Consider the following 12,815-nt stretch of genomic DNA (forward strand, 5'->3'; position numbering starts at 1 on the left):
AAATAAAGAAGGAAAGGGGAGAAATCAAACAATGGCTGCTCAAAAACATTGGCAATCTGGATTGGCTGCATTCATGGCAATGGGAATCACCGCAGGTACTCTTGCACCCATAGTTGCACCTGCACCATCGTTTGCCCAAACAGCAACTTCGTTTTCTGATGTTCAATCTAACTATTGGGCTGCACAATTCATTCAATCGCTTGCACAACGTGGTGTCATAGCTGGATTCCCCGATGGTTCATTTCGTCCTGACGAACAAGTAACCCGCGCTCAATTCGCAGCAATGCTGAATAAAGCTTTCCAAAAAAATCAAGTTCGTCAAGGAACCAGCTTTGTTGATGTCCGCAGCAACTTCTGGGCAGCTAGCGCAATACAACAGTCTTACAGCACAGGTTTCATGTCTGGATATCCTGGTAGCCGTTTTGAACCAAATCAAGCCATTCCTCGCGAACAAGTATTAGTTTCTTTGGCAAACGGTCTAGAATACCGCGCTCAAAGCAATGTTGAAGGCACACTAAAATATTTCAACGACTCCGCAAATATTTCCGGTTATGCGCGATCGCCAATCGCAGCAGCAACAGAAAACCAAATTGTAGTTAACTATCCCAATCTCAAATTCCTCAATCCTGACAGAGTAGCAACACGCGCACAAGTTGCAGCATTTATCTATCAAGCATTAGTTAGTAGTAATCAAGCTTCGGCAATTAACTCACCATTTATCGTTGCAATTAATGGTGGTATCCAAGACCCTGTTGCAATAGTTATTCCTCAAGGTACGGCGATTCCTGTTAAATATGACAAAGCTGAAAAAATCCTAGTTACCAGAGAGGAAACTGCACCCTTGACCTTGACTGTCTCACAAAACGTAGTCACCGACAAAGGAAGAGTAATTATTCCTGCAGGTAGCCAAGTTGTTGGACAAATTAAACCAGTTAAAGGTCAAAAAGGCTCGCAATTTATCGCAGACAAGCTGATATTAACTAACGGTCAAGAATATAAAATTAACGCTCAATCTGAGACAATCACCAAAATCGAAACCATTAAAAAAGGTAGTCGTTTAGGTTCAGCATTAAAGAGTGCCGTATATGGAGCAGGGGCAGCAGCAGCAGTTTCAGTCGTTACAGGAGATAGAGCGATCGCAACTGAGGAAGTTCTCGGTGGTGCTGCAATCGGTGGTTTAATTGGCGCTTTCTTCGGTAAGAAGAGTGTAGACCTGATTGTCATTGACCCTGACACAGATTTACAAATGACCATCGGTGAAAATCTGCAAATATCCCTGAAATAGTTAATAGTCAATAGTTAAATAGTTAATGGGTAGGGGTGAACAATATGTTTGCCCTTTTATCCTTTTTGTTGACGCAAATTGAAAATTCCGTGAATTAAAAAAATACTATCCGAGCTAGATATCGCGAAGCACGCTGATATACTCTTGAAATACGTCTTTGAAAAAAGTATGATTTAAATGGTATGGGTTGTTGAATTTCATGATGAATTTGCTTCTGAGTTTGATGCTCTCCCAAAAGAAGTACAAACCGAACTAACTGCCAAAGCAACTTTGTTGGAAGAATTTGGCTCTATGCTAAAAAGACCACATGCTGACACACTTAAAGGCTCAAAGTATTCCAACATGAAAGAATTACGTTTTGACGCAGATGACGGTGTATGGCGTGTTGCATTTGCGTTTGATACAGAAAGGCATGCGATATTGTTAGTAGCAGGGGATAAATCTGGAGGTAGCCAGACAAAATTTTATAAGCAATTGATAAAAAAAGCAGATGCTCGATTCGCGACACACTTAGCTCAACTACAAGACTCAAATTGAGGTTTTATGGGCATATCTTTAAGAGAAAAAATAAAACAATTACCAGAAGAACAACAACAACAAATTGCAGAACGTTCTGCTGAACTTATTGCAGAGGAAAAGAAGCGTCAGCAACTTAGGCAACTACTAAAAATTGCTCAAGAGCAAAACGGAGATTTTTTACAAATAGCGCTAATTGACACTCTCAGCAGTAAAGGTACTGAATCCACAATTAAAAATATCTATTAACTATTAACAAACACCCAATTACAATTAACAAATCGGCAACCAAATAATAAACGTGCTTCCAGGAATATTTGGAGTTTTGATAATTGATTCCAACGCAGGACTGAAAACTTGAATTTCACCCTGCATTTCTTCGATTAATTGTTTCGCGATCGCTAAACCTAAACCAGTACCGGGAATTTGAGTTTGTGCTTGCACTCCTCGGTAATGTCTCTCACCAATATGTTCTAAATCTTGCTGTGGAATACCGGGACCTGTATCGCTAATTACCACTCCCTGCATTTTGAGTTTCTCTTGTCCCACTTGTACTAATACTACTCCCCCTGCGGGAGTGTATTTCAAGGAATTATCAATAATATTATTTAAGACTTCCCGTAATGCTTTAGTATTTGCTCTAATCTTGGGTATGTTGGGGGGAATTTCTGTAATTAGTTCCAGGTTTCGTTCACTCGCGATCGCACTTGCGGAATCCAACAATGGTCTTAATATATCGGTAATGTGACAGTCGGTGACAGTTTCGTCCGAACCTGGTAATAATAATGCGGCTTTTAGGGTTTTTTGTGCTGGAACTTCGACTACAGCTTGGTTATGTATTTGATTGCTTGATGTTAATAATGGTGCTAAATCTCGATCTGTTAAGTCAATAACTTCCTCAAATTTTTTTAGCAGTTCTTGTAATCTATCGCTCTCTCTAACTATCGACTCAGCTGCATCCCGGTTTCTATCTCCCGGCTGTAATCGTTTCATCAATAGCTTACCAAAGGTTCGCAAAGCCGTTAGTGGATTACGAAATTGATGCAATAAGCTATCGAGCAAATCTTGCTGTTTCTCCTGGACAATCTGGGATGAGTGTAATTGTTGATACAGCCAAGCTCGCTTTTGATCCAAAATACAAGCGATCGCAATTGTTTGTACAACCCTTTTGATTTCGCTGCGTTCCTGTTCGTTCCAAACCCCATCATTGCGAGTCGTCACCAATACACCCATCATCATATTTTCATGAATCAGAGGTAAAACCACACGATTTTCCAAGGGAGCCGTTTCGCGATCGCTATTCAAAAATAATTCGTTTTGCAAATCTGGTATTTGTAAATCAGACAAACCTGCTGCCGAGTTTGTATTCCCAGTCACAAATTGACTTGATGGGATAGTCAAATCTTCTCCCCCTGTCAGCAATCTTTGACTTACAGTTGGTTGATTTAAATTTGCAGAACTTACATTTAAAGAAGAAAAAGGATTTCTAATTTCTAGGGTATTTTCTTCAAACCAAGTGGGATGCTTAAGCGAACGAGAATCCGAGGAATGGGATTTATTCCAATCCGCTCCCCCTTGTCCCAAGGCGGAATTTTCAGGATAAATCACTACAGGAACCAGTTTTGCCTCTTTTGTTTGCGACTCAACTAATTCCTGTGTCAAATATAAAATGCTCAATGATGCTCCCAGCCCCTGGGCTAACAGCGCCATTTGCTCTCTGACTAGAGCAACAAACTCCGAACTGGCAGACATTAACATTTTCAGCTTCTGCTCAATAATTACCGATTATAAGTAAGAGACTCAAGGAATAAAAAATTTTTCTTTCACAAATTTTAACAAAATCTTTTAAATTATGCTTTGTATCAGACTAATATAAGTAACCAGACAGAATTAATTACAATACAGATTCTTGGATATCTTTGATAGGTAATAATTTCAGCCCAAGTTTTGTGTAATTAATTGTGTCCAACTACTTACATTGTAGCGCTTTTCATTTATCTACCTTTAAAGTTATTACTGGTATGACGAAGAGTTGTATCAATACTTTAAAAACAGTTGATTTTTTGGACTAGAACTTTTATAATTACGACGGATTTTGTAGCTATAACTACAAACTTTTGCTTGAAAGAGGAGGAATTTGGCTTGGCAAGGAGACGCAAACGGAAGAGCCGTCGTCGCCAGGAAGGGCGACGAATTCTGGAGCATGTACCTCAGTACAGTATCGAGAGTGGCGAAGATAAACCTGTAACCGCAGCTAGGAAGTTTATTCAAACTGAAAAGATTGCGCCACCAGCGTTATTACTTGTAAAGCGTAACGAGCATACAACAGACCGATATTTTTGGGCTGAAAAAGGTCTGTTTGGCGCTCAGTACGTTGAGGAGAACCATTTCTTATTTCCCAGTTTGAAAGTATTGGAGCCTTCACCTGGGCAGGAGGTACTAGCTTTAGCGGCTCGATAAATCATCGATAAGTATTCTTCAAGATTTATTTTGCTCCTTGACAACTATTACCTGGCAAAAGGGTCACTTTTATTCAAAAATTAATTTTTTCTTAATGATGTAGCTTGATTGCCAGTGATTGCATATCCGGGAACAATAATCAACTCTATTTGAAGTTGAAGCGGCAGTAGTTGCGATTAATTCGTAGTGTGGGAGTGGTGGAGCGAGAAAGATAGATGAACCTGTTATCAGTATGAAAAGAGTATCAAACTTATAGTTGTATACTCTCTAAATACGTATTTTATCTCCACGACATTTGTCGTGGAGAGCGGTGGCAGTTAATAAAGTCTCTTTTTCTCCCTTTCTCACCGATAAGCGATTAGGTCATGAAAGCTGCTTCTCTAACTTACTTAATAAAAGTTTTGGTTCTTCAGCAGTTATTCACAGAGATTTAATTTTAGTGCCTGCTGTAATTCGTTAATTTCGTCGCGATGAGCAACTATAACTATACGACTTGAGAAGTCTTGATTGCTTTTGGTGGGTTCAACCTTAAGCAAAACTTTCTCAAGTCTTCCAGCTTTTTTCCAATAAAATAATCCGCTCAAAGGAGACAGAAGTAGCAATCCTAAGAAAATAAAACCATAACTTGGGAAAAGTTGCGACAAAACCAAGGCAAGACAAAGAGTTCCGACAGATGCTAGCAGCGTTAAAAACGCTGCCAAAAATAAGCTAGGTCGGACAAACCCTTCAAAAGTGACTTGGTTTTGTTCAGTGTCTACCTCTGCCACTCGGTAAAACCTCGATTGGAAGTATTCTTTCAAGCGAGGTAAAAGAATAGCTTCCTCCTGAGTTGAAATAAGTTGTGCTTTTTCGATGCGGTCTTTAGTTGAGGCTCGTATAAAGAAAACTTGCCCAATTATTAACAGCAAATTTAGCAACAACGTAGATGGCAGAATCGTATTATCCATAACAAGCGGTCACTCACCGGAGGCGATTAGTTCTCTACTTATTATTAGTGAATTTGACCTTCGCTTGATATACTCCTGCCATAAATCAGCTAGCTGTTGCGATCGCTCTTGCCATTCGGGAGAAACTTGGTACATGCGTCGGGGACGACCCCTTCCTTCGAGCTTCTTCCAATACCCAGTAATTGCCTTTTCGTCTTCGAGGAATTTGATCGCACTATAAAGTACGGTATCCGAAAGTCTATAGGTTGGGTATTCTTGCTCTAGTTTCTGAATCAACTCGGTACCGTAAGATTCTCCCTCTCGCAAAACAGACAAAATGTAACAGACTGCTAGTTCTTGGCACAGGTAAGTTGGCGGAGGATTCTCAAAGAACTGGTATATATCCTCAAGTTTCATGGTTTGTGAATGGTTAAAAGAATGCCTGGGGTTTAGCGAGTTTAAAATCTCTGTAGTCAGTATATAGTGTTACCCCATACCTTGTAAGTATATAACGCTACTTAGGCTATAATGCCACAGCACGAATATTCTACATGTTCCCACGCTGACTAATCGTGGGATGGGAGCATAAACCGTTTAGACGCAATATTTTGCGCCTTTTTCCGACCTTGCATGTGGTGTGGTGAGGAGCGGATAGATAACAGCTAATGCTGTCACTAGTGTGTTAAGTGATGCCAGGTCGATTCGGTCTGCTTAAGCATAAAATGCCACTCACGTTATTTTAAAGGTAAAATGCGATATTTTTTGTAAAACTTAATAAACACTTTCTTGGTTAGTGATTACCGAGAGTAGGGGTAAGGAAGTTGGGAGTTGGGAGTTGGGAGTTGGAGTTGGGTTTATTCTCAATGCCCAATGCCCAATCCCCTATCCCTTGTTTGATTTGTATTAAGACGATTGAGAGGCAGGTAGAGAAGTGTGATAGTAAGTTAAAATGCGACGATCTGAAATTAAGTCTGGAATTAAACTCCAATTAAATGCAACTAGAGCCTAGCCCATACAATAAATAATTTAGTTATGTCAGAAACATCAGAATTACAACTGCGAGCGATCGCAAAACTTTTCCGTCTCACGGGTTGGATTACTTTTTGGTCACAATTGGTTCTCGGCTTAGTATCCGGGGGAATTTTATTATTTGCTAGTTTCAGTGCAGGTTCTAGGACTGCGGGTGCGGCGAATACAGCCAATAATTCGGGGGCTGGAATAGGTATATTTTTTGCAATTAGCGGATTGGTGGTCTTAGGAATAGGTATTTTTATTTCCTTCCGTTATGTTCGTATTGGCAGGCAACTTGATTCTTCAAATTCTAGCAATCGTCCTCGCAAGCTGGAAACTGTCCAAGTCGTTCGCTTGGGGTTGATTGTGCATTTGGTGGGGATATTGTTAACGCTTATAGGAGCGCAAGCGATCGTGGGAATTTTGTTAACAAAATCGCTGACGGTATCGCAAATCATCCCTGGAACCATAACCCAAGTTGACCCCAGTAGGGTTATTCAGCCGCTAGATATTTTTGTAGTCCAAGCAAATACGAATACGGTTTCGGCTCACTTTGCTGGACTTGTGGGTTCTATTTGGTTGCTAAATCGAATTACTAAGTAGAGAAGTCTGGTTGGTTTGGTATTTAAAATGACCAATACCTAATGCCTAATGCTTAATGCCTAATAACTAATACTTAACTTTTCCGAAAAATCACCTGAAAGCGTGAAGACACTTGCATAAGTTAATAAAATTGCACGCTATAAAGAAGTGTTGCTGAACTTGCAATTAAATACAAATCACGCTATTCAAGGTCTGAAGTCATGAACTCTAACAACAAAATCGAAACATCTAAATTTTGGATACAAGTACTTTTTAGCACAGTAGTATTGAGCCTTTGTACCTTCCAACTTGTGAATAAAGATTCCCAAGCAAGCGAAAAAGCGATGTATTGGGGTGGACTTACGGGGGTACTTGCCTACTGGCTTCCATCTCCTAGTAGTTCGCGGGAAAGTGAACAATATAAGAGAACTCCACAGAAAGAAATGCCCAATGTCATTCTGTAGCTTGCTACAGCATGACAACACAGGATCATTCATTTTGTGGCTTACTCTAAGTCCGCTAGTCAGTACAATCTGAGTCAGGTAGGCAGCAATGGATTAGTTGTAAAGGAAACTGCTAGCCAAATGGTTGATGCGATTAAAAGTGAGCATTAGTAGAAATGTATCAGTCCAATATTTATTAACTTTATGGTTGAGCGAATAATTAATTAAAAAATTAAACTTTATAATAATAACTTTGCCCTAGCTATATTGGTTAGGGCAAAATTTTGGTACTTTGATTACCGCGATGCGCCAAAATGAGTGCGGGTATGCTGTATGCTGATTTGTTGGCAAGAATATATGAATTAGAAATAGAGAAAAATTTATGTTAGATATCAAGCAAATACGAGAAAATCCAGAGTTAATCCAGCAAAGATTGGCAACTCGTGGTGATAAGTACAATATTCAGCCGATATTGGAATTAAATCAAAAACAACGGGAACTCGAAGCTACCCGAAGTCAACTTCAGGCAAGGGGAAATGAGATTGCTGCCGTTATCCCCCAAAAAATTAAAGCAGGTTCCGCTCCTAAGGGTTCAGAAATCGCCACATTAAGGGATGAGGGAAAATCTGTTAAAGAGAAAATTAGCGAATTTGAACCTCAAGAGAAAGAGATTAGGGAGCGAATTCAAGAACTTGTACTTGCGCTGCCAAATTTGCCGAGCGAATCTACTCCTGTTGGTAGAAATGAAGAGGAAAATGTCGAAGTTCGCAAATGGGGTGATGAGTATATCTCTGAAAATGAAGGTATTATTCCTCACTTTGAGATTGCTGAAAAGATGGGGATTCTCAATGTTGAGCGTGCTGTAAAAGTCGCCCAAAGCCGTTTTATTACGTTGATTGGAGCGGGTGCAGCGTTGGAGCGGGCATTGATAAATTTTATGCTGAATACGCAAATTGCGGCTGGTTATGTGGAAGTTATGCCGCCAATTTTGGTGAATACGGAGTCGATGACAGCAACGGGACAGTTACCAAAGTTTGCTGAGGAAAGTTTTAAATGTGAGGCAGATGATTTGTGGTTGATTCCTACAGCAGAAGTGCCTGTTACAAATTTGTATCGCGGTGAAGTGATTAATGCGGAGGATTTACCGATTTATCATTGTGCTTGTACTCCCTGTTTTCGTCGGGAAGCTGGCAGTTATGGACGGGATATGCGTGGTTTGATTCGTTTGCACCAATTTAATAAAGTGGAATTGGTGAAGTTTGTACATCCTAGTTCTTCGTTTGTGGAGTTGGAGAAATTAGTCGGGAATGCAGAAGCAATTTTACAAGCTTTGAAGTTGCCCTATCGAGTGATGGAGTTGTGTACGGGTGATTTGGGTTTTAGTTCGACGAAAACCTATGATTTAGAGGTTTGGTTGCCTTCTTCGGGTAAATATCGGGAAATTTCCAGTTGTTCTAACTTTGTTGATTTTCAAGCTCGTCGTGGTGATATTCGCTTTAAGGAGTCGGGGAAGAAGGGAACGCAGTTTGTTCATACTTTGAATGGTTCGGGTTTGGCTATCGGGAGAACTATGGCTGCTGTTTTGGAGAATTATCAACAGTCTGATGGAAGTATTCGGATTCCTGAGGTGTTGCAGGGGTTTATGGGGAGGGAGGTGTTGTAGTTGGGGAATAAAATATGGATTTTTTTCGCGCAAAGTCGCAAAGACGCAAAGGGAATTTTGGGAATATCATTTTTGCCTAGTTCCTATTGCTAATACGGAAATAATACATGGAGGAGAGGATTGAGTTGAGATAGACGCTTTAGAATGGATAAGTGTAGCTGAATCTTAATTAAAATTAATCTATGTCATTTTTAGCGGCGATCGCAGTTTTAGCTGTTTTAATCCTGGTTCATGAATCGGGACATTTTATTGCAGCAAGGTCACAAGGTATTTATGTTAATCGCTTTTCGCTGGGTTTTGGTCCGGTGATTTGGAAGTATCAGGGTTCTGAAACTGAGTATGCTGTCCGTGCTTTCCCATTGGGTGGTTTTGTCGGTTTCCCTGATGATGATCCAGACAGCAATATTCCTGCTGATGACCCGAATTTACTGCGTAATCGTCCAATTTTAGACCGGGCAATTGTGATTAGTGCTGGTGTCATCGCTAATTTAATTTTTGCTTACCTGTTGTTGGTGTTGCAATTGGGTATTATTGGAACGCCGGAAATCCGATACGAACCTGGTGCGATCGTGCAACCAGTTAATCAGGAATCTATTTCCTATCAAGCAGGTGTCAGAAAAGATGACATTATTGTTGCTGTGAACAATAAACAGCTTCCTGCTTCTCTAGATTCTCAGCGCATTTTGACGGAAGAGATTAAAAATCACCCAAATCAAGAAATACAATTACAAATTAAGCGACAAGAAGAAATACTCGATTTAAAAGTTACGCCTAAAGCTGGTGAAGATGGTAAGGGCATAATTGGTATTGGTTTATCTGCCAATGGTAAACCCGTTTTGTCTTCTAATGGCAAGCCTGTTTACAATCGCGATCGCAGTATTTCTGAGGTTCTTGGTGTATCCGCCTCGAAGTTCCAGCAAATAGTTGTGGGTACATTTGGCGGATTTGGGCAGTTGATTACAAATTTTAAAGAAACTGCCGGACAAGTGGCTGGACCTGTGAAAATCGTCAAAATTGGCGCTAGTATAGCTCAAAATGACGCAGGGAATTTGTTCTTTTTTGGCGCGTTGATTAGCATCAATTTGGCTGTGATTAATATTTTGCCCCTACCAGCTTTGGATGGTGGACAATTGGCATTTTTGTTAATCGAAGGTTTGCGGGGGAAACCTCTACCAAATCGCATCCAAGAGGGTGTAATGCAAACTGGTTTAGTGCTACTTTTGGGATTAGGGATTTTTCTAATTGTTAAAGAAGCATTGTTTCAGTAAGCTAATTTTATAAGCTATTTGAATAAGCGATCGCAGTGAGCATTACCCGCACAAGGTCATCAAATAAATCATCGAATAAGCAAAGAGCGCTCGAAGTTCTCGTGCGTCTCAAGCGTTTTTATCCCGATGCTACTTGCTCTTTAGACTATTCCACAACTGTTCAATTGCTGGTAGCAACAATCCTTTCTGCCCAATGTACTGATGAACGTGTGAATAAAGTAACACCAGAATTGTTCGCTCGTTTTCCAGATGCCCCCAGTATGGCAAATGCGGATTTGTCAGAAATCACTGAATTGGTGCGGACAACTGGCTTTTTTCGCAATAAATCTAAGAATATCCAAGGTGCTTGTAGAATGATTGTCCAAGATTTTGGCGGTCAAGTCCCAAATCGCATGGATGATTTATTAAAGTTGCCTGGAGTCGCGAGGAAAACGGCTAATGTTGTGCTAGCACATGGTTATGGGATTAATGCAGGTGTCACGGTTGATACTCATGTTAAGCGTTTGAGTAATCGTTTAGGGTTTACAAAGTTTGACGATCCTATTCATATAGAGCGGGATTTGATGAAGTTGTTACCCCAACCTGACTGGGAAAATTGGTCAATTCGCCTGATTTATCATGGTAGGGCTGTTTGTAAAGCCAGAAATCCGGGTTGCGATCGCTGTGAGTTTGCCGATTTGTGTCCATCTAATGGTCAGGTATAGGGTATTGATTGGTTATTAACCAATCTTTAAGTTGTAATCTCTAACTCAACAATGCCCAATGTCAAATTTCCATTTGTTCTTGATATAGAATAGGGAATGCTGTCTAAAAATTTAGTTTACGGAATGTAATGGCAAAAAAGAGCATGATTGAGCGCGAGAAGAAACGCGCCAGAATAGTAGAAAAGTACGCTGATAAACGCGAAGCTTTGCTTGAAGAGTTTAGAATGGCTGATAATCCGTTGAAAAAGTTTGAAATTCATCGGAAAATTCAGCAATTACCTCGCAATAGCGCACCTGTTCGTAAGCATAACCGTTGCTGGGTAACTGGTCGTCCTAGAGGTTTTTATCGTGATTTCGGTCTCTCTCGCAACGTTTTGCGCGAGTGGGCACATGAAGGTTTGCTACCTGGGGTTGTGAAGTCTAGTTGGTAGAGGAAGTTATACCATTTTAATATGAAGACGCATAAAATAACCCCACCGCCTGTGGCACCTCCCCTTGCTTTACGCGCTTCGCGTTCCCGCAGGGTAGGGGAGGTTTGGAGGGGTCTAAATAATGTGCGACTTCATATTCATAAGTAATTGGTATTAGGAGTTAGGAATATAAATAACTTCATAACTCATAACTTTTAATCATTGTCCGCAACACTTATTATCTATACCAAGACTTTCTAGGAGAATTTCGCTGACGGCATTTGCGATCGCAAATTCTCCATAGAAGCTTTTGGAAAAGTCGAACGCTTGCATTTCTGTCACAATTGCTAATACTAGCGAACCAAGGTCGTTTTCTCCTTCCATTCGCTGACGTACAAATATTTGCGCTGCGCGTTCGGCTATTTTTTTATTGACAGCTTCTGGTATAAATTGCTCGTCAAGCCATCTATGTAAGTTTTGTTTCAACCAAGTTCCTTCTTGTTCGGGTTTTTCCGAAGGTAGTAGTGTGATAGCCGGGATTGGTTCTGTCATAATTTTGAGAATTGGTAATGGGTAAATAGTTAATAGATAATTAGTGATAGGTAATTGGTTATCGTTAATAGGTTATTGGTAATTAGCAACAAGAAAATTAATTTCAGTATGAGTAAAAACTGATACCAATTTCACTCACTAATTACTAACTATTAACCAGTATCTATAATTTTATGCAATATGACGTTGCTACTATTATTCAAGGCTATTCCCAAGGTTATTTTCTCATGGCTGATGATAACAATCAATTGGGGTGGTACGGAAGTCGCGATCGCACTCTGATTCCTCTCGATGAACGTTTCCGTTATCCAAAGTCGTTACAGAGGGTTTTGAATCAGGAACGTTTTCATGTGGCAATAAATCAAGATTTTGAGTCTGTGGTAGAAGGTTGTGCGAATCGTGATACGACTTGGATTTCAGATGAGTTAAAAGAAATCTATTGGGAATTATATAAGGCTGGTTGGGCTTATAGTTTTGAAACTTGGCAAGGGGAACAACTCGCAGGCGGAATTTTAGGGATTGCGATCGCTGGTATATTTATTGGTGAATCAATGTTTTTTCGCATTCCTGATGGTTCCAAAGTCGCGATGGTGAAGTTAGTCGAACGCTTGCGGGAACGTGAATTTCTTCTGTTTGATGCCCAAATGATGAATCCTCACTTAGAAAGATTTGGTGCGTATCGAATTAAGAATAAAGAGTATCAAAACTTATTAGAAAAGGCTTTAAATATTCCGTGTTCGATAGATTAATAATTCTTAATTCCCCTAATATCTCGGAATTACCCCCCTTAATCCCAGGGCTGATTCATCCCCTAAAACACTTTAAAAATCAAGGGTTCTAGCAATTTAAAACTGGTTATTTTGTTACCAGCGTGTCGAGAAAACGAACAAAATTACGGCTAACCGAGTGCTTAAAAGTTCATTTAATCGCCACCCTTACTTAGATATTTATCGCTAACTATCTTGACAAATCCTGTTTAAAAGGGAACGAAACAG

15 protein-coding genes are annotated in these 12,815 nt (G+C 40.1%); 11 read left to right on the forward strand and 4 right to left on the reverse strand.

Annotation, left to right across the window (positions count from 1 at the left end):
* Positions 1-31: 31 nt before the first annotated feature.
* From CK510_RS16495 to CK510_RS16505, 3 genes are all read left to right on the forward strand, one after another.
* The gene (locus CK510_RS16495; RefSeq protein WP_095722758.1) at positions 32-1,285 is read left to right on the forward strand and encodes an S-layer homology domain-containing protein; all 1,254 of its coding nucleotides are present in this window, start codon (positions 32-34) and stop codon (positions 1,283-1,285) included.
* Positions 1,286-1,462: 177 nt separating this feature from the next.
* A complete protein-coding gene (locus tag CK510_RS16500; protein ID WP_095722745.1) occupies positions 1,463-1,822 on the forward strand; it encodes a type II toxin-antitoxin system RelE/ParE family toxin in 360 nt (119 codons plus the stop codon).
* Positions 1,823-1,828: 6 nt separating this feature from the next.
* Positions 1,829-2,050, forward strand: coding sequence for a hypothetical protein (locus CK510_RS16505; protein WP_095722746.1), 222 nt, complete (start codon positions 1,829-1,831; stop codon positions 2,048-2,050).
* 24 nt (positions 2,051-2,074) lie between these two features.
* On the opposite strand, the gene CK510_RS16510 is transcribed toward CK510_RS16505, so the two are convergent.
* A complete protein-coding gene (locus CK510_RS16510; protein WP_095722747.1) occupies positions 2,075-3,559 on the reverse strand; it encodes a sensor histidine kinase in 1,485 nt (494 codons plus the stop codon).
* A gap of 384 nt (positions 3,560-3,943) precedes the next feature.
* Between CK510_RS16510 and CK510_RS16515 the strand changes: the two genes are divergently transcribed.
* Positions 3,944-4,261, forward strand: a complete 318-nt coding sequence (locus CK510_RS16515; RefSeq protein ID WP_095722759.1) for a DUF3155 domain-containing protein — start codon at positions 3,944-3,946, stop codon at positions 4,259-4,261.
* 416 nt (positions 4,262-4,677) lie between these two features.
* Here CK510_RS16515 and CK510_RS16520 read toward each other — a convergent pair whose 3' ends face one another.
* Both CK510_RS16520 and CK510_RS16525 read right to left on the reverse strand, forming a co-directional pair.
* The gene (locus CK510_RS16520) at positions 4,678-5,208 is read right to left on the reverse strand and encodes a cofactor assembly of complex C subunit B (RefSeq protein WP_095722748.1); all 531 of its coding nucleotides are present in this window, start codon (positions 5,206-5,208) and stop codon (positions 4,678-4,680) included.
* Between the two features lie 9 nt (positions 5,209-5,217).
* Complete coding sequence (locus tag CK510_RS16525; RefSeq protein ID WP_095722749.1) at positions 5,218-5,604, reverse strand: PadR family transcriptional regulator; 387 nt, start codon at positions 5,602-5,604, stop codon at positions 5,218-5,220.
* Positions 5,605-6,219: 615 nt separating this feature from the next.
* Here CK510_RS16525 and CK510_RS16530 point away from each other — a divergent pair.
* The 6 genes from CK510_RS16530 (at position 6,220) to rpsN (ending at position 11,289) form a co-directional block, all read left to right on the forward strand.
* The gene (locus CK510_RS16530; RefSeq protein WP_095722750.1) at positions 6,220-6,801 is read left to right on the forward strand and encodes a DUF3611 family protein; all 582 of its coding nucleotides are present in this window, start codon (positions 6,220-6,222) and stop codon (positions 6,799-6,801) included.
* Between the two features lie 200 nt (positions 6,802-7,001).
* Positions 7,002-7,244, forward strand: a complete 243-nt coding sequence (locus CK510_RS16535; protein WP_095722751.1) for a hypothetical protein — start codon at positions 7,002-7,004, stop codon at positions 7,242-7,244.
* Positions 7,245-7,605: 361 nt separating this feature from the next.
* Complete coding sequence (serS, locus tag CK510_RS16540) at positions 7,606-8,886, forward strand: serine--tRNA ligase (protein ID WP_095722752.1); 1,281 nt, start codon at positions 7,606-7,608, stop codon at positions 8,884-8,886.
* 182 nt (positions 8,887-9,068) lie between these two features.
* Entirely contained in the window at positions 9,069-10,154 is a 1,086-nt protein-coding gene (rseP, locus tag CK510_RS16545; protein ID WP_095722753.1) for an RIP metalloprotease RseP, read from the forward strand.
* 35 nt (positions 10,155-10,189) lie between these two features.
* The gene (nth, locus tag CK510_RS16550; RefSeq protein ID WP_095722754.1) at positions 10,190-10,858 is read left to right on the forward strand and encodes an endonuclease III; all 669 of its coding nucleotides are present in this window, start codon (positions 10,190-10,192) and stop codon (positions 10,856-10,858) included.
* 128 nt (positions 10,859-10,986) lie between these two features.
* The gene (gene rpsN / locus CK510_RS16555; RefSeq protein WP_095722755.1) at positions 10,987-11,289 is read left to right on the forward strand and encodes a 30S ribosomal protein S14; all 303 of its coding nucleotides are present in this window, start codon (positions 10,987-10,989) and stop codon (positions 11,287-11,289) included.
* Positions 11,290-11,487: 198 nt separating this feature from the next.
* Here the strand turns inward: rpsN and CK510_RS16560 are convergent, their stop codons facing one another.
* Positions 11,488-11,820, reverse strand: a complete 333-nt coding sequence (locus CK510_RS16560) for a DUF8822 family protein (RefSeq protein ID WP_095722756.1) — start codon at positions 11,818-11,820, stop codon at positions 11,488-11,490.
* A 173-nt stretch (positions 11,821-11,993) separates the two neighbouring features.
* Between CK510_RS16560 and aat the strand changes: the two genes are divergently transcribed.
* Positions 11,994-12,569, forward strand: a complete 576-nt coding sequence (gene aat / locus CK510_RS16565) for a leucyl/phenylalanyl-tRNA--protein transferase (RefSeq protein ID WP_095722757.1) — start codon at positions 11,994-11,996, stop codon at positions 12,567-12,569.
* Positions 12,570-12,815: the final 246 nt, after the last annotated feature.

The organism is Brunnivagina elsteri CCALA 953 (genome assembly GCF_002289455.1).
GTDB classification, from domain to species: Bacteria; Cyanobacteriota; Cyanobacteriia; order Cyanobacteriales; family Nostocaceae; genus Brunnivagina; species Brunnivagina elsteri.

What these genes read in the sequence shown, in the direction of transcription:
- CK510_RS16495 (WP_095722758.1), top strand. Translation starts at nt 32, where the DNA reads ATGGCTGCTCAAAAACATTGGCAATCTGGATTGGCTGCATTCATGGCA.
- CK510_RS16500 (WP_095722745.1), top strand. Translation starts at nt 1,463, where the DNA reads ATGGTATGGGTTGTTGAATTTCATGATGAATTTGCTTCTGAGTTTGAT.
- CK510_RS16505 (WP_095722746.1), top strand. Translation starts at nt 1,829, where the DNA reads ATGGGCATATCTTTAAGAGAAAAAATAAAACAATTACCAGAAGAACAA.
- CK510_RS16510 (WP_095722747.1), bottom strand. Translation starts at nt 3,559, where the DNA reads ATGTTAATGTCTGCCAGTTCGGAGTTTGTTGCTCTAGTCAGAGAGCAA.
- CK510_RS16520 (WP_095722748.1), bottom strand. Translation starts at nt 5,208, where the DNA reads ATGGATAATACGATTCTGCCATCTACGTTGTTGCTAAATTTGCTGTTA.
- CK510_RS16525 (WP_095722749.1), bottom strand. Translation starts at nt 5,604, where the DNA reads ATGAAACTTGAGGATATATACCAGTTCTTTGAGAATCCTCCGCCAACT.
- CK510_RS16530 (WP_095722750.1), top strand. Translation starts at nt 6,220, where the DNA reads ATGTCAGAAACATCAGAATTACAACTGCGAGCGATCGCAAAACTTTTC.
- CK510_RS16535 (WP_095722751.1), top strand. Translation starts at nt 7,002, where the DNA reads ATGAACTCTAACAACAAAATCGAAACATCTAAATTTTGGATACAAGTA.
- serS (WP_095722752.1), top strand. Translation starts at nt 7,606, where the DNA reads ATGTTAGATATCAAGCAAATACGAGAAAATCCAGAGTTAATCCAGCAA.
- rseP (WP_095722753.1), top strand. Translation starts at nt 9,069, where the DNA reads ATGTCATTTTTAGCGGCGATCGCAGTTTTAGCTGTTTTAATCCTGGTT.
- rpsN (WP_095722755.1), top strand. Translation starts at nt 10,987, where the DNA reads ATGGCAAAAAAGAGCATGATTGAGCGCGAGAAGAAACGCGCCAGAATA.
- CK510_RS16560 (WP_095722756.1), bottom strand. Translation starts at nt 11,820, where the DNA reads ATGACAGAACCAATCCCGGCTATCACACTACTACCTTCGGAAAAACCC.
- aat (WP_095722757.1), top strand. Translation starts at nt 11,994, where the DNA reads ATGCAATATGACGTTGCTACTATTATTCAAGGCTATTCCCAAGGTTAT.